Annotated in this window: 7 protein-coding genes and 1 tRNA gene; 3 read left to right on the plus strand and 5 right to left on the minus strand. The window is 60.3% G+C overall.

Features of this window, described 5'->3' with window-relative positions:
- Positions 1-5 precede the first annotated feature (5 nt).
- Positions 6-1613, plus strand: coding sequence for a DUF6798 domain-containing protein (locus tag HDF10_RS19135; RefSeq protein ID WP_183816319.1), 1608 nt, complete (start codon positions 6-8; stop codon positions 1611-1613).
- Positions 1614-1635: 22 nt separating this feature from the next.
- Here the strand turns inward: HDF10_RS19135 and HDF10_RS19140 are convergent, their stop codons facing one another.
- The 4 genes from HDF10_RS19140 to HDF10_RS19155 all read right to left on the minus strand — a co-directional run bounded on the left by HDF10_RS19140 (position 1636) and on the right by HDF10_RS19155 (position 12985).
- A complete protein-coding gene (locus HDF10_RS19140; RefSeq protein WP_183816321.1) occupies positions 1636-3666 on the minus strand; it encodes a DUF3858 domain-containing protein in 2031 nt (676 codons plus the stop codon).
- Between the two features lie 72 nt (positions 3667-3738).
- On the minus strand, positions 3739-5745 hold the full coding sequence (locus HDF10_RS19145; RefSeq protein WP_183816323.1) for a DUF3857 domain-containing transglutaminase family protein: 2007 nt from the start codon (positions 5743-5745) through the stop codon (positions 3739-3741).
- Positions 5746-5927: 182 nt separating this feature from the next.
- Positions 5928-10628, minus strand: a complete 4701-nt coding sequence (bcsA, locus tag HDF10_RS19150; RefSeq protein ID WP_183816325.1) for a UDP-forming cellulose synthase catalytic subunit — start codon at positions 10626-10628, stop codon at positions 5928-5930.
- On the minus strand, positions 10625-12985 hold the full coding sequence (locus tag HDF10_RS19155) for a cellulose synthase operon protein YhjQ/BcsQ (RefSeq protein ID WP_183816327.1): 2361 nt from the start codon (positions 12983-12985) through the stop codon (positions 10625-10627). Before HDF10_RS19155 ends, bcsA begins: the two co-directional genes overlap by 4 nt.
- 413 nt (positions 12986-13398) lie before the next feature.
- Between HDF10_RS19155 and HDF10_RS19160 the strand changes: the two genes are divergently transcribed.
- A tRNA-Lys gene (locus HDF10_RS19160) sits at positions 13399-13474 on the plus strand.
- A gap of 211 nt (positions 13475-13685) precedes the next feature.
- Positions 13686-15257: a sulfatase-like hydrolase/transferase gene (locus HDF10_RS19165; protein ID WP_183816329.1), complete on the plus strand. Its 1572-nt coding sequence runs from the start codon at positions 13686-13688 to the stop codon at positions 15255-15257.
- Between the two features lie 74 nt (positions 15258-15331).
- Here HDF10_RS19165 and HDF10_RS19170 read toward each other — a convergent pair whose 3' ends face one another.
- Complete coding sequence (locus HDF10_RS19170) at positions 15332-16543, minus strand: ATP-grasp domain-containing protein (RefSeq protein ID WP_311732828.1); 1212 nt, start codon at positions 16541-16543, stop codon at positions 15332-15334.
- Between the last annotated feature and the right edge of the window lie 79 nt (positions 16544-16622).

The following is a 16622-nucleotide window of genomic DNA, read 5'->3' on the forward strand; positions in this document are numbered from 1 at the left end:
TTTATTTGGCTACATCAATCGCATCACAGCTCTCTTCGATAGAGCTCGAACTGGAGCGGTACCGGCGGGAGCGCAGTTTTGCCGCTGTGCTGGTGACTGCGTTGACGTTTCTTGCGTTGCTGATCCACGGCTACCATCCCTATGCCGAGGATGGGGGTATCTACCTGCCTGAGATCAAACGGCTGCTGGATCCGGCGCTTTATCCGTATGGGGCGGAGTTTGTGGTGGGGCACCTGCGGTACTCGGTGTTTGCGCCGCTGGTGGCTGGGCTGGTGCGCGAGTCGCGCTTGAGTCTGGAGATGGTGCTGCTGCTGGTGCATCTTGCGAGCTTCTGGATGACGTTGTTTGCGGCGTGGCTGCTGGCGGCTCGCTGCTACGCGTCGCGTGAGGCGAGGTGCGGAGCGGTGGCGCTGCTGGCAGTGTGGTTGACGATTCCAATTGCGGGGACGTCGTTGATGCTGATGGACCCGTATGTGACGGCGCGAAGTATCTCGACTCCCTGCGCGCTGCTGGCGTTGGTGGGAGCGTTGCAGTTTTTGTCGCCGCAGTTTGAGATGAAGGGGGAGTGGCAGCGAGGGTTGGGGCTTTGCTGCGGAGCGCTGATGGGTGCGGCGACGATGCATCCCCTGATGGGGGCTTATGCGCTGGGATCGGTGCTGGTGCTGGGGACAACGCTGTGGACGAGCCGGCTGGTGCGGGTGTGGGGGACGGTGGGACTGTGTTTGACGGCGGTGATCGTGGCGGCGGGGGTGCAGTTGTCATCCCCGGTGGAGAGCGCGGATTACCAGAGAGTGATGCTGACAAGGTATTACTGGTTTCTTAGCCAATGGCACTGGTATGAGTGGGTTGGGCTGGCGGCGCCGCTGATGATTCTTGCAATCGTGGCCGTGAGGCGAGGTCGCGATTTGGAGGTGGTGGGGGTGGCTTTGGCGCGGGTTGCAATCGCGTCGGGAGGGACGGCGATTGTGGTGGCGTTGTTGTTTGCGCGAGAGGGGGCGGCGGTGCACCAGGTGGCGAGGCTGCAACCTTTGCGGGTCTTCCAACTGGTGTACGTGGTGATGATTTTGATTATGGGTTCGACGCTGGGAGAACGCTTGTTGCGGCGACGGGCGTGGCGGTGGGTTGCAGCGTTCTCTGTGCTGGCGACGATTATGCTGCAGGTCGACCGTATCGCCTTCCCGGCTTCGAAGTACCTTGAACTTCCGGCTGCCTTGGGATGGACCGGTGGGGGTGGGGGAAATCGCTGGATGCAGGCGTTTGTCTGGATCAGAGAGAACACGCCGAAGAATGCGGTGTTTGCGCTGGACGCTCACTACACGGTCCAGGAAGGGGAAGATGCACAGGGCTTTCGGGCGATTGCGGAGCGGAGTTCTCTGCCGGATTCGAAAGATGGTGGAACGGCGTCGAACAGACCGGAGCTAACGGAGGAGTGGTCGCAGGGGATGGCGCTGCAGACTGGGCTTGGTGGGGGGCTTGGCAGGGAGTCGGCGCCTGGCCGGCTTGCTGGGCTGAAGGCGGTCGGTGCGACGTGGGTGATTCTGGAGCGAGACGCTGCGGCGGGGTTTGGGTGTGCTTACGAAAATGAGGTGGTGAAGGTGTGCCGCCTGCCGTGAGGGAGCAAGGCGGCGACGGGCTTCAGTTCCCTGCTGGAGTTGGTTTGGCGGGAGCAGGAGCGGTGGTGAGGACGACGGTCTCCTGATCCTTGTTCTCGAATTTGGAGTAGAAGCTGCGGAGGCCGGCGTACTCCTCGGTCTTGAAGTAGATCTCTCCGAGAACGTAGTCGCGACGGATGGTGAAGCTGTTGGGGGTAGATTCCGAACGCAGAGTGTAGAGAGCGAACTTCTGGAAGCCCATCTGGTCGGCCGTGGGGAGAGATTCTACTTTGAAGGACGGTGGGAACTTGATGCGGACGGCGTCCTGATTAATGCGGGAGTATGGGAAGTAGACCGGAATCTCTCGTTTCTCGTGGGGGAACGCAGGCTTCGCGTTGACCTCGAAGATATCAGCGGGGATGAGCATACGCTTGCCTGTGGCGGAGCCGAGATTTCCTTTGAAGGAGAGATTGACGACGAGTGGTTGTTCGTAGTCTTCGAGCTTCTCGATGGAGGTGACCTTGATGTCGGCGCCGGCAGGCATAAGGCGTTCGACGTTGGTGCGAAGTTCGCGTTTGAGGCTTTCGTCGTCGCCGGTGAGGGCGCGTTGCCGCCAGTGAAGAGCGGGGGATCCCGTGTAGGACATCTTTAGACTGCCGGAGACTTCACCGTGCTCATCCATGGTCAGATCGGCGATTCGGGTGGTCTTCGAGTAGAGATAGGTCTCTCCGGGAGTCTCCACTGGTCCTGAGCCACTATCCATTTGTCGAAGACCAGTTGTCTGGCTGTGCTTCCATTCGAGATGCTGGTAGGGACAGTAGCGAGAGCCTGGGTCGAAGAACTGATCCTTGCCGTCTACGTTGACGATTGCGACGTCGTCATCGAGCTGCGACATGCTGAGGAAGGCGCGAAAAAAAACACTGCGGTCGCGGCTGGTGATTACTCCGAGGTAGGCTTTCATGCCGGCGGCGCGGGCCATGGCGACGAACAGTGCCGTGAGTTGATCGTTGTTGCCGCGCTTGCGGGTCCAGATGTCGTCGGTGGTGTGAACCTCTTTGAGGCCCTGGGACTTCTCTTCGGTGCTGGAGTGCTCGCGGGTATAGTTGGTGTTTTCGAGCTTCATTACGGCGGCGTAGATCTTGCGCAGCTTCTGATCCTGCGAATCTGCCGGGAGGATGAGGTCGTGAACGGCTGCGGTGACGATGGGGCCGGGTCCGATGAACTTGTCGCGACTCTTCGCCCAGCGCTTGCCCTCGTTTTTCCAATATTCGTCGCCAGTGCGATAGGGGGAGTAGTAGAAGAGGACACGATAAGTGAAGCTGGAGATGGGTGGCATGTAGTCCTCCTCGGGGGCGGGAGGGATATCGTGCACGTTGAGATCGAAGATGTACTGACCATCTTCGAAGGATCTGGCGGGAAGCTGGGTTTCTTTTAGATCGGTGCCTGTGGGAAGAATTTTGGTCCAGGAGATGGTGTTGGTGAGGCCGCCATCTTCCGACGAGATGAGTTGTTTGCTGGTAGGGCGCCAGGAGTAGTGGGCTTTGCGGGTGTAGAGAGCGGTCTGGATGTACCACTGTGGCGCCCTGAACCAGTTGTCGCCGAGTCGCAGCTTGTACCGGTATTCGATGATGCTGCCGACCTCGACGTCGGGCAAGGTAAAGACCTTGGCCATGAAGCGGACGCCCTGGGTCTTTTCGACGAGCTTTTCGTAGGGTTTGCCGGTGAAGGGGATGATGGTGCCATCGGAGTGAATGGTTCTGCCCTGGATGTCGTCGATGTCCGTGGAACCGCCTTCGCTGGAGTGAGCGTAGCTGAGTTCGACGTTGGCGTACTCCTTGCCGCGCTCGGTGAGGACCTTGAGCCGGACGTAGGTGCTGAACATGTGGAACTTGTCTTCGGTGGTCTCTTCGCGGAAGAGGTAGACGGCGGCGGCGCCGGGAACCTCGGGCTGGGAGGTCATGGAGAGTTCTTCGGGAGTGGGGACGGTCCACTGCGCGCGGGCGAAGGGTGCGGCGAGGAGAGCCAAGGCAGAGAGAAGAGTGAGGCAGAGGGTGCGGCGTGAGGTGTGGTTCATGTTTGGAGTCGTCCTTGTTCGATTGCTTCGTGGTGCGTGAGTCGTTTTGTGATCGATTTTGGTTACAGATTTTTACTGCTTTTTGAGGACGGCTTTGCTTTGTTCGTCGGCTGCTATGACGCCGGAGAGCTTTTGAACGTCGGGATATCTGTCGGCGGGGAGGGTGACCTCGCGGACGGTATAGGTGCGGGTGTAGTAGAGGGTGTGGTCCTTGACTACGCTGGAGCTCTCGTAGGAGGCAAAGCCAAGGTCGAGCTTGACGGGATCGGGGATCTCATCGACTGCGTATCCGGAGGGCAGCTCGATGGTGTAGTCGTCCTGCTCCTGCATGGTCTCGCTGAGGTTGATCGGGACGTTGTGGCGTTCTTTGCGGTCGGCGTAGAGAGCCTCGCTGCCGAGGACGCGGGGACGGACCATGAGCAAGGGACCCATGGGCTTGCCGAAGTGGTCGGCGGTGAGGGAGTAGGAGGTGGTGAGGTCTTTGTTGAGAGCCTCGGCGTTCTGCACCTTGAAGTCGGAGACGGTAAAGGTGGTAAAGTCCTGGCCGAGGAGGCGATCGAGAAACTTGGTCTGCTCTTTGGCGTCGCTGCTGGTGTAGAGATCGCGGCGGCCTTCAGAGAGATCGCCGAAGCGCTTCTCGGTGACGGTGCCTTTGAGCGAGCCGTCGGATTGCAGCTGGAAGGTGGCGGTGCGGCGGATGGTGTTGAGATCGGGAGAGAGCAACGGAAACTGGATGATCTGGCTGTCGGAGTCTTCCACGAGGACGCCGTATCCTCCCTGGAGGTTGTGAGCAAGCTGGCCGAAGGCGGTCTTGTCCCAGGTGGGATCGAAGATGAGGTAGCGGCGACCGGACTTGGCGGTAACGACGCTGCGGAGTTTGGGGGAGTTGTAGCCTTTGGGGATTTCGATTGCGGAGATCATGTGATCGCCGATGATTGACGGGGCTTCGGGGTCGATGACCCCGCGACGATGGTCGACCAGGACGAGAGCCCCGTGGACCCCTACCGTAGAGAGCATGGAGACGAGCAGGGTGGCTTTGTCTTTGCAGTCGCCGTAGCGGTTGTGGAAGATATCTGCGGCGTAGTGCGGTTGGTGGCCGCCGATGCCCATCTCGATGACGAAGTAGCGAACCTGCTTTTGCACGAACTCTGCGATGGCTTCGGTCTTGTCGTAGAAGTCGGTTTTGTCGCCAGCTAGTTCTTTGGCTTTGGCTGCGATCTCGGGTGTGGCGACGACGCGATCCTTCGCGAGGGCCTGGTACCACTGGCCGACGCTCTGCCAGGTGCCTTCGGTGGGCGACTGGATAGTCGGCCCAGCGTAATGGACGGTCATTCGGCCCTCGAGCGAGGACTCCGACGGGCGAAGCTCAACCTGGTCGAGATCGATGGGAGAGACGTCCTTCATCTCCCAGCGCCAGCGCTGATGTTCGAGGTCGATAGCCGGGAGTTCCCTGCTGTGCGCCCAGACGGTGCCGTGAATGAATCCGGGGGGCAGCTCGAGGGTGAAGCTCTGGTTGAGGCGCGGGATGTCGCTTTGGAAGAACCAGGTCTTTTCGGTGAGGTAGGGGTGGGTGCGCTGCTCGTACTCGTAGGCAACGACGCCGCCGGGATCGCGGCCGGGAGCCTCTGCCGCCCTGACCTTGAGATCCATGAAGAGGCTGCCTTGGCCGGGATAGCCGAACTCTACCTGCTCGCTGTCTTTGACGGCGTACTCGTGTCCGTCGGGGCCTATGCTCCAGACGTGCAGGGAGAGGATCTTGGTGTCCTTGTCGAAGGGGACGGCGATTCTGCCCTCGTCGCGGCCCTGGGGGCGAAGGATTTTGACGACGCTGCGGAAGTGCTCGGTGGCGCTGCCATCGGGCGCGACGCTGTAGATGGTGTCTTCGAAAAGGACGACGGCGTTGGTGTCGGGCGGATACTGAGGGATCTTTTGCTGCGCGGCGGTGCGGACCCAGTCGGGAACGCTGTCCGGGCGGGAGGCGAGCGCTGGGATCGCGGTGAAGAGGATGAGGCTAATTGTCGAGATAGATAGATGGAGTTTGCGCAATTGCTCTGCTCGCTGGTCCGTTCGTCGTGTCATCGGGTCTTCGATACACTGGCGGCCCCACCGTCGAATTGGAAGCGTCCGGCTGCGTGACAGGATTGTGTACGTTTGAGAGTTATACGTGGGAGAGGAGAGTAGTTCAAGGGAATTCAGGGGGCGGCCAGGTACGTCGGATGGGGGATATTCCCGCTTCCGAATTGGCTTCGGCGTTCGTTGCTTCAGGCTGGGTGGGTGTAGCTGGTTCCCTGCAGGCGGGCGCGGGCTCGGCGGCGCAGGGCAGAGCGAAGAATGACGGCCAGTAGGAAACAGACGACCAGAGTGGAGATGACCATGAGCCACTGGTAGTCGGCGAAGAGCATGTTGAGCTGGAGCCAGAGCGAGAGGGAGCCTACGCGGTAGACGTCGTTGCCGATGCGGTAGGAGGAGAAGTGCGAGTCGTGCAGGACGCTTACGGATTGGGAGATGTCGGAGGACTGAGAGATTTGAAGGAAGGTGGAGAGGAAGTTGGGGATGACGTCTTTGTTCCGCAGGGCGATGACGACGACTGACTGCTTCGATCCGCTGGGCCACTCGACGCCCTCGATGAGTGCGTCGGGGATGGTGCCGGCGGTTTCGAGCTGGCCGGACTGGATGTGGTCGGAGCTGCGGACTTTCCACCAGGCGTGCTGGAGTTGCGCGAAGAAGTCCTGGGTGTCCTGGATGTGAAGGCCGCTGCCGTCGACGCTGACGGGGAGTGATGGATTGAGGCGGTTGATGGCGGGCTGATCGTCGACGGTGCCGAGGACGAGGTAGTCCTTGTGGGCGTCGGGGCGCATGCCTTCGGCGTTGGTGACGGTGACGTTGAGGACGGGGTAGCCGGTCTGGGCGCCGAAGTGGGCCATGAGAGTTAGATAGAGCTCGATCTCTTCGGGACTGGGGTTGTCGGGCAGGACGACGGCGGTGTCAGAGAGGTCGGCTTTGCGGGTGAAGGGGTAGCCGGCGTTGGCGAAGATCTCGAGGTTTGGCAGGACGGCTAAGTGAGGGATGTCCTTGAGGTCGAGGTAGGAGTCTTTGAGGATGGAGCCTTGCAGATTTGTGGGAGCGGGGTCGGGGCAGTCGGGCTTTTTGGCGAGCTGGAAGAAAAAGCGCAGCAGGATGGAGTTCGAGAAGGGACGCATGTCCGAGACGGGGAATGGGACGATGCGCGCGGGGGAGGCTTTGTCGGTGTGCGATAGCGGGGTTGAGTTGATATAGGCGTCGTTGAGATAGACCTGGAGGGAACTTTCGTCTGAGAGGGGGACGCCGTTGTAGCGATAGGCGAGATGGAAGCCGAGATTCTGCCGCGTGCCGTAGAAGAGGTCGGGCGGGAGGCGCAGGGAGAGGGCCACCGGGTTGGAGCCGTCGGTCTGGAGAATGCCGGTCGAGAGGTCGGAGGCTTGGAGTAGGTCGCCGATGGGTGTGTTTTTGTCGGTGCTGAGCCAGCGTGGTGCGTCGTCGGCTTCGCGAGGGGCAGGCATTTTGATGGCGGGGATGCGGACACGATCGCCGCTTAGGAGGTCGCGTTGGAGGGTGAGCGCGAGGGCTGCGCTGAGGAGATCAGCGTCGGTCTCGCCGGTCAGGATCAGGAGCTTTGAGTAGGGGTCCGAGGGGTTCGGCCGCATGACGACGGTGGGCCCGGCGATGGAGTTGATCTGGAGGGCGGCGGGCAGAGAGGGGCCGTTCTGGCCGATGACGATTGCGTTGCCGGCGGGGATGGTTCCGACTATGACTGGGAATCGGATGGGGCGGGAGTCGGCGAGGATACCGAACCATGAGGCGATAATGCCCGCGGCCTGAAGCGCCTTCGGAGAAGGCTGGCCGAGGAAGACGATGGGGATAACGGGATGAGGATTGACGAGGGGATCGTAGAACAACGCGGGGAGGAGTTTGAGGTCGTCGTGAAGCTGGGTGAGGGTTCCGGTGAACTCGATGGTGGAGCTATTGTCGATGTGTGCCCAGAGAGTGGAGTGGGCTGGGTCTTCGCACTGAGAGGCGTAGTGGCCTACGAACTCAAAGGTGAGCTGGTTGTCTCGCGTGAGAGCATCGGCTGGAAGCGTGACGGTTGATTCGAGCAGGTCGGTGCTTTGGGTTGGAGGCGGATTTGTAGCTGTTTGGGTTGCTTGTGTGGCAGCGGTGGAGTGTGGATCGACGACGGGAAGGGTCGCGAAGAGGGCGCCGTTCAGGCTGACCTTGATATGGCTGAGGGATGGAATGAGGCCGGGAGAGACGTGGTAGCGAAGATGCATCGTGGCGGTCTTGACGACCTGCGTCTGCGGCAGCGCGAAGTGGATCGTGTTGAAGGCGTCGAGTCCCTGCATGACGATCGTTCTTGGGACGCCGAGGTCGGAGAGGCTGACGACTTTGTCGAAGGTGTCGGATGGTGCGACGGCAGCTTGTGCAGCAGCCAGTCGAGCGGCGTATGCCTTGTAGGAAAGGAATGGTTTGACCGCAGGCGGGTTTTGAGGTGGTTGCTGGGTTTCGGTCGAAGGCGGGTTCTGGGCTGCTGGGGCGCTGGGGGCTGCTGGCGCAGTGGGGGCTGGAGTTTGAGTAGGAGGCGCGGTTTGAGCCGGTGGTGGAGTGCTGGAATCACTCTGCAGCAAAAAATGTGTGGTGTGAACCGGGTGAACCTGAGCGGAGAGAGCGGAAGAGCTCACCAGCAGGGCGAGGACGAGAAGCGGCACAACGCTGGGAGCCAGATTTCCGTTGGGCGATGGCTCTTTTGCTTTTGCGCCGCTGCGGAAGGTTCGAACGAAGCCCTGGCCGGCGAGTTGGACGATGCGGCGCAGGCTGGTGAGTGGTCTGTCTGCCTCGCGTGACTCTCCCCAGCCTAGCCAGGTGTCGGCGCGGGAGTAGAGGACCATGGTAAGCGCCTCTTCCTCAAGGAGAGTGAGCGGGTCGAACTGGGCGCGGATGGTGTTGCCATCGATTCCGACCACCGTTGCGGGCAGGGTGGCTTTGCCGTCGAGAACCGGCAGGGTGAGCTTGACGGCATCGCCGATGCGGGCGGTGAAGGCGCGCTCGATGCGGACCATGAGACCGCCGCTGGACATATCGCTGGTGACTCCGCGAACGATGGTTCCATTGCCGAGTTCTACGTCGGCGGGGACGGACATCGGAAGGCGGACGGCCTGGCGGCGCTGACGGCTCTCCCAAGCGACGGAGGTGGCGACGCCGAGTATGACCATGTTGAAACAGGCCCAAAGGAGGTTCATCAGAATGGTGCCGGCGTGGCCTCCGTCGTACATGTCCGCGATGACGTGGAGCGGGGAGGGCGTTCCGGCGCCGGGAAACTGAATGAATCTGGGGATGGCGCAGAGGATGCCTATGGCGTTGAGCGCTGAGAGCAAGAGAAAGGGCTGGGCGATGCGCGAGTCGAAGAATCTACGCGTGACGACGCCGCCCTTGGCGGTTACGTCGAAGTTGCCGAATCTGGGGTTGAGGAAGGCGAAGAGTGTGGGAAGAAGGATGTAAGGCGCGAGCACTGTCTCGTAGATCTGATTCCAGAAGGAGTGGCGGTGCTGGCCCTGGATGCGGGAGTTGGCGATGTTTGCAAGGACGAGGTGCGGGAGGGCGTAGGCGAAGATGAGTAGCCAGTAGCCGGGGAGATTGACGTGTCCGAAGATGAGATAGACGAGCGGCGCCGTGAGGAAGATGAGGCGGGGCAGAGCGTAGAGGAAGTGCGTCATCGCATTGAAGTAGCAGAGACGCTGGGCTGCGGTGAGGCCGTGGGCGAAGAGTGGGTTTTCGGTGCGGAGGATCTGGACCATGCCGCGGGCCCAGCGGATGCGCTGGCGGATGTGGCCGCTGAGACGTTCGGTGGCGAGGCCGGCTGCCTGAGGGATGTTGATGTAGGCGGTGTTCCAGCCGTTCCTCTGCATGCGGAGTGAGGTGTGGGCGTCCTCGGTGACGGTTTCGACGGCGATGCCGCCGATCTGGTTGAGGGCGGAGCGGCGGATTACCGCGCAGGAGCCGCAGAAGAAGGTTGCGTTCCAGAAGTCGTTGCCGTCCTGGACGATTCCGTTGAAGAGCTCGCCTTCGTTGGGGATGGTGCGGAACTGATCGAGATTGCGCTCGAAGGGATCGGGCGAATAGAAGTGATGCGGGGTCTGCAGCATTCCCAGCTTCTCGTCGCGCAGGAACCAGCCCATGGTGATCTGCAGGAAGCTTCGCGTGGGGACGTGGTCGCAGTCGAAGATGACGACGTAGGGAGAGTTGAGCTTGGCGAGGGCGTGGTTGATGTTGCCGGCCTTCGCGTGCTGGTTGTCGTCGCGCGTCCTGTAGCCGATACCGATGTCTGCGGCGAACTGGCGAAACTCTTCGCGCTTGCCGTCGTCGAGGAGGTAGACGTTGAGCCTGTCGGACGGCCAGTCGATGTTGAGGGCGGCGAGGGCGGTGTACTTTACGACGCTGAGCGGCTCGTTATAGGTAGGAATGAGGAGATCGACGGCGGGCCACTGGTCGATCTCGTCGGGCAAGGAGACGGGCGTGCGGCGCAGCGGCCAGAGCGTCTGGAAGTAGCCGAGGAAGAGAACGACGAAGGCGTAGATTTCGGCGAAGAGGAGGAGGCAGATGAAGAAGCCGTCTAGGACGCTCCAGGTCGAGCCGGGATCGCGGAAGAATTTGAGGGTGGTGGAGACTCTCCAGAAGCCGTAGCGGAAGGTGGAGAACATGGACGCCAGCATGAGCGTCAGGGTGACGAGGTAGGAGCCGGAGCTGCGATCCATCCAGATGACCAGGGCTACGGTGAGGATGCCGAGGACGATCTGCTGGGGCCAGGTGAGCTCCAGAATGCCGGTGAATGCTAGGAGAAATACTCCGCTGAGAAGGATGAGAAAGCGTAGTGCTTTGTAGAAGAGAGCGTCACCTGATTGAAGTTGATCGAAGAGAGGGCCCTCCCTCATCGCTCGCTCCAACGAACGTTGCGGAAGCCCGCGGTTGCCGGTGCGGCGACGGTGCGGAGCCAGGTGGCGAGGTTCAGGTAGTCTTCGGCGACGGGTGCGTCGGGGGCGTAGTCGACTACGGTCATGCCCTCGGCCAGAGCTTCGCTGACAGACTGGGCACGACGGATGACGAAGGGGAGGAGGCGATCTCCTAACTGCCGGCGCATCACCTCACGGACGTCGAGGTGCAGTGGCAGCGAGGTGTCGAACTGATTGAGCACGTAGAAGGGCTGCAGGGGGCGGCCGTCGCCGTCGTTGACGCCGCTGAAGAACTTTTCGACGGTCTGAAGACTGATGACGGAGTTCATGTCGGGCGCGACGGGAACGAGAATGGTCGGGCTCATGCGGGCCATGCGGCGAACGATCCAGCTGGAGCCTACGGTGAGGTCGAGCAGAATGCGGTGGGCGCCGCGGCCGTTGCTGATGATCTCTTCGGCGAGAAGCTCCTGCGCTTCTTCGTCGGTGGTCTTTTGATCTACGTCATAGCTGACGAGGTAGATGGGCGCATCGGTGCTGCCGCTGGGAGGCGAGAAGGTGCGGACGGTTCCGTGGCGAAGCTCGCTGGCACCAAAGTAGAACGGCAGCAGGCCGTGTGAGGTGGTGTCAGTGAGTAGAACTTTTTCTCCCATGGAAGAGAGCGCGCGCCCGACGGTCGCGACAAGGCTGGTTTTGCCGACTCCGCCGGCGAGGGAGAAGACGGCGAGGACGGGGGTCCGGGTCTCCTTTTGACGCACGGGTGCAGCCTCGGGTTGATCCTGTCCGGGCTGCTCGAAGACACCCTTGAGGGCGTACCAGCGGGCGGCAACGCGCTCCCTGGAGTGCTGGAGGGTGTCGGCTACGGAGGATTGAGATGGTGGCTGCTGCTGCGGTGCAAGTGGCTTTGCAGCGACGGGCTGCGCGGGCGAGGCGTAGAGCCAGGCCGGACCGGCAGGATCTGACTGGAAGGCAGGTCGCGCAGAGGCCAGCGGCGCGGGCTCAGGGGATGGGTCTGCCGGGTTGCGACGCGACGGCTCGGATGGATTGTGCGGCTGCTGATAGTCGAAGTCGTCCTGGGCTCGGCGGCCGCGGGTGGAGTCTGAGGGAACGAGCGCTTGAGAGAACGGCGAGACGGGCCTTGGGGGCGTGGAAGAGATGGGCGGTGCAGACCGAAAGGCTCCCGATAGCCTGGGGCGAGGCGGTGTGGCGGGGGAGAGATTCGATGAAGAGTCTCGTGTGGAATCGAGCGGAGCATCATCCGATGTCCTCGAAGGATCCTTGGCGGATGGAGTCCGCTGATCCAGATTGGCAGCGGAGGACGCGGGTGCCGGTTCGCTTTGAGAGGCGACGGCGCGGGGTTGAGGATCTGTACGACGTTGACCCAGGAGCGGGGCCGCGTCTTCGTTTGGGGACGGTGGAGGCGGCGGTGCGGGCTGTTCGTGGGTTGGCTTCATATCCTGGGATAAAAGTGGTGCAGGCACAGCTCGGTTTTGCGTAGGAATTAAATGTCTGATTGGATCAGGAGTAGTGTACTCGGCCTGAGAGTCGTCGGGGCCGCGATAAATCTGGCGGACACCGGAGGCTTCATCTGGGCGGTAGCCCTGGGGACGGCGTGGGGTCATATTCTGCTTAACGTAGACACGCGGCTCCGGCTGGATTGGATCGCTCGGCTGGATTGGATCGTTGCTCAAGGGCGATTCCTGTGGAGAAACGGCCGGTTGGTGGAGTGCGGCTTCGGTAGCTGGATGATGGTTTGGCTGGGGATGCGCCTGAGTTGGGGTTTGAGCATGAGGCGTGTAGGGGTCCGAGGTCCGGCCGGGCAGCTCTGGAGCGTTTTCAGAGGCTCTGCGGCGAATCTCCGAGTCGGCATAGCGAGCGGCCTGTCGCTGGGCGGAGGCGTGGGCCTCTGCGATCTCACGTTCTTCGCGGCGGGCGGCTGCTTCGGCGACGGCGGCGACTTCGGCCCGGCGAGCGGCTTCGAGGCGTTCGGCTGCGGCGGTTCGAGCGGCTTCTTCCGCTTCGCGCAACGCACGCCGTCTGTGGGAGTCTGAGTCTTCCGAGTAGGGATCGAGTGCGACCTTCGATGCGTTGCGTGCGGCGGCATCTGCAGTTGCGGCGGCGTCTTCGGCCTCGGCCTGAGCCAGGAGTGCCTGCTCCCGCACCTGCTCTGCGGCGCGATGTCTGAGCTGCGCACGATACTCACGACGCGATGCTGAGAAGTCGCGATACTTGGCTCCGTGAAGATTTGCCCAGGAATAAAGTACAGCAACGTCTTCAGGTGTTTCCGTTACTGCGAGATCTTCGACCTTGTCGGTGGTCTTGTCTGTGCCGCGAGAGTCCATAGCTCTTGGTCCTGTGAGTTCGGTGAAGCGGTTTCTTTCAGTTTGAACTGCGCCGGTTCGCTGCCAGTTCAAATTAGGTGGTTGCACCCGTTCCAATGCAATAGCCTGAGGCTACTGTGGGTAGTATCCTAAGTCAATGAAACCGTTGTGCGACTTAAGTGTGAGAATGCAATGGGGGCGCGGGTTTTCGCATCAATCGCAGCTGAATTTGGGGTGAAAACAGGCTTCCCGGAATGGAACTTTCGGGGTTTGATCCTGAAAGAATCTGCTCGTGATGTATCCAGGCGTCGATTGAGCGGGGAGTCCTCCGGTTTTCCTGCGGGTGAAAGGGAGAAAGAGGGTAAAAGCTTGCGGTGGCGCTGGTTGAAGGCAATATTCCCCTGCCTAAATGTGCTAACTTGGTTGTGTGGTTTGAGAGCGTAGCTCAGTTGGTAGAGCATCGCCCTTTTAAGGCGTTGGTCCTGGGTTCGAGCCCCAGCGCTCTCACCATAACTATCCCATTATCAGATACCTATTCCACTTTCTAAATGGTCGAGATTAAGAAATCATTTCGGCCGGACAGAGGAGATCTTCCAGCGGTGAAGCTCGCGCCAACTGGTCATGGGATGTCTACGCCAGACTGTGGAAGATCAAGCGGCGGGAGATCACGGTGCAAGAGCGTTCGATCGTGTCTTTTTGGTAGGAGGGGCCACGTAAGTTGTTGAGACACCCGGTTATCACTGCGTTAGGCGCAACTACGATCGTCCTGATGGTCCTGCTCGGGGCTCTAGCATCGCCTTCGCACAACGAGTTTTACCATCTGATCGGACCGGTTCGTGCGGTAGTCGTACCTGTGCTGCTGAACTTCGCCACTGAGTGGCTAGTGTTGACTCTCCTGCTTGCCTGGGGACGGAGTCATCAGCGATTCAACTCCTGGGTGTGGAGCGTCGTAGGTATCGGGTTGAGTTGGAAGATCATAGTGGACTGGTACGTCCTGCACGACTCTCTCGTGCCAGTTGTTGTCAAAACGATCTTTCTGGTTGGGGTTTGCCTGATCTTCTTCGCCTGGGTGGCATGGCGTTCTCGCGTTCAACCGATTCTTTATCGAGCGCGACAGTTGGCTCTTCCGATACTTGGATTCGTAGCTCTGAGCGGGCTGATGATGATTGCTCAAGCGGTGTTGTTCTCCTGGCAGGCTCGTCACCTGAACGCACCGCGCCCCCTGCATCAGCGAACGGGAGACAGCGCTTCCTCTGCTCGCCACGGGCGAATCATCTGGATACTCTTTGATGAACTCTCGTACCGGCAAGTTTATGAACATCGTTATCAGGGTCTTGATTTGCCCGCGTTTACGCAATTGGCTCGTACTGCGACGGTGTTCACCCATACTGTGCCGAGCGGTGTGTACACAGAACAGGTTCTTCCTTCCCTAATCGCGGGACACCGATACGATGGCATGCGCGCCTCTGCTGCAGGGTGGCCTCTTGAGGTGCATAACCGGTCTACGGGAACGTGGGAGACTTTTGATCCTCACAAGACAGTCTTTCAAGATGCGCTCGATGCAGGCTACAGTACTGCGATCGCGGGATGGTACAACCCATATTGCCGCATTCTGCCTGAGGTTCTCGACCGATGTTTCTGGACGAATCACACCGTCGTGCCGGGTGATATGTTTCCGGAGCGAAGCATCCTGTGGAACAGCGAGCAGCCGATCATAGGTCATCTTGTAAACCTGGCGAGGTCGGCGCATCTGCTTCCACGACAGAACGCTCCTTCTACTCAGGTCAGACTTCATCAACAGGATTACCGAGAACTTGCTGCAGCCGGAGACGAGCTTCTCAGAGACTCCTCGGCCGACTTCATTCTGCTCCATATGCCGATCCCGCATCCGGGAGGAATCTACAACCGGTATACGGGTAATTTCGAGGTATCTCACCCCAGCTACATCGATAACCTTGCCCTGTGCGATGTCTACCTGGCGCATGTTCGGCGTGAACTGGAAGAGAACGGAACCTGGAATAACTCGACGCTGGTGATTATGGGTGATCACTCGTGGCGAGTTAATTTGTTCTGGGCGAAGAGTCCGGAATGGACAGAAGAAGAGCGTATTGCTTCGGACAATGTCACATTTGACGATAGACCTGCCTACCTTGTGAAGCTTCCTGGGCAGACAACGCCTGCACACATTGACGAGCCGTTTGAATCGATAAGAACGCGTGAGCTCTTCGACAAGCTGTTGACGGGGCAGATCGAAACACCGGAGCAGCTAAGCGCGTGGTCGTTGCGGCCGTAATACTGGTTCGTCGAGAGTGCGTCCCATCTCGAATCTTTTTTTTGCGAACGTTACGAGGGGATTCGCGCTAAGGCTTATGCCGTTGGTTTATCTGGAGGGGGCACAACGGCGCAGAAATCCTCGAGGAAGCGGCTGGTGTATTGGCCGATCAGATCTTCGATGCGGTCGGCGGAGTCGGCGCGGAGGATGAGACCGGCGTGATGATGACGATTGAGACGGTGAACGATCTCGGGCGCATCGTAGCTGCTGGTGTCGGGATGATCCTGCCGTGCGAGGCAGATGACACTGCCGGCGTATTGGTTGTTTAAATTTGGCAGCGTGTACTCCATTTTGAGGAGTGTGGCTACTTCTATTCTTGCCCACTCGACCCAGGGGTTGATGCCTGAGGCGAACTGGACGACATCGGCGATGTGGGCGCCACCGACGCGAGCTGCGGTTTCGAGGAAGTAGAAACTGCCGTCGGCCTGCGATTTGATGAACTCGGTGTGGGTGACGCCGGAGACGAGGCCGAGGGCTTCGATCACCTGCTTGTGGATGGCGGCGAGGGCGATGGCGTCGCTTGATTCCCTGTCGATGGCTCGTGTGCTGAAGATGCCTCCCTGGTGCATCGTCTGCATGGGCGGCTTGCCGTACTTATAGGGTGCGCCGAAGAGTACGTTGCAGTTCCAGGTGACTCCTTCCGTGTGAAAGATCTCGCCGGGGACGAAGCGCTCGAGGACGTAGTGCGACTGGAGGTCGCCTAGCTCGTCGAGGATGGGCCATAGGGCGTCTGGGGACTCGATCTTGCGGATGCCTATGGCGGAGGCGTTGGTGCGAGGTTTCAACAACCATGGCCCGGGGACGTTATGGAGGAAGGTGCGGAGATCGTCGTGGTTGAAAACTCCGGTGAACTCGGGGACGGGGACGCCCTTTTGTTTGGCGCTTACGCGCATGGCGAGCTTGTCGCGAAAGTTTCGGGTGAGAGATTCGCCCATTCCGGGGAGGCGCATGTGTTCGCGCAGGAGGGCGGCGACCTCAAGGTCGAACTCGTCTAACGCGACGATGCGGTCGATGGGGTTGGTGCGTGCGAGATAGGTGACCGTGTTTAGGACCTGCTCGGGGGTGAGCTTCTCCGGCATGGTGATGAGTTTGGTGAGAGACTCGCGGGGCCAGTCGGCGTGTTCGAGTTTTTCGACAGTGAGCAGGAGAACGCTGGCGCCGAGTCGTGCGGCCTCTTTGAGAAAAAGCTGGCCTTTTTCGTAGGTGCTGATGCAGAGAATCGTGGGCATCCGTTGCGTATCAGTCACACTGGCTCCTGTAGTTAGGAACAGATTGGCTACCACTCCAAGATTTCAGGCCTGGTTAGAGTAACTGTTTTTGCGATGG

Origin of the sequence: Tunturiibacter empetritectus (genome assembly GCF_014201375.1) — a bacterium.
GTDB lineage: Bacteria > Acidobacteriota > Terriglobia > Terriglobales > Acidobacteriaceae > Edaphobacter > Edaphobacter lichenicola_D.

Excerpts from the sequence above, each read along its gene's own strand:
- HDF10_RS19140 (WP_183816321.1), bottom strand. The coding sequence starts at position 3,666 with ATGAACCACACCTCACGCCGCACCCTCTGCCTCACTCTTCTCTCTGCC.
- HDF10_RS19145 (WP_183816323.1), bottom strand. The coding sequence starts at position 5,745 with ATGACACGACGAACGGACCAGCGAGCAGAGCAATTGCGCAAACTCCAT.
- bcsA (WP_183816325.1), bottom strand. The coding sequence starts at position 10,628 with ATGAGGGAGGGCCCTCTCTTCGATCAACTTCAATCAGGTGACGCTCTC.
- HDF10_RS19155 (WP_183816327.1), bottom strand. The coding sequence starts at position 12,985 with ATGGACTCTCGCGGCACAGACAAGACCACCGACAAGGTCGAAGATCTC.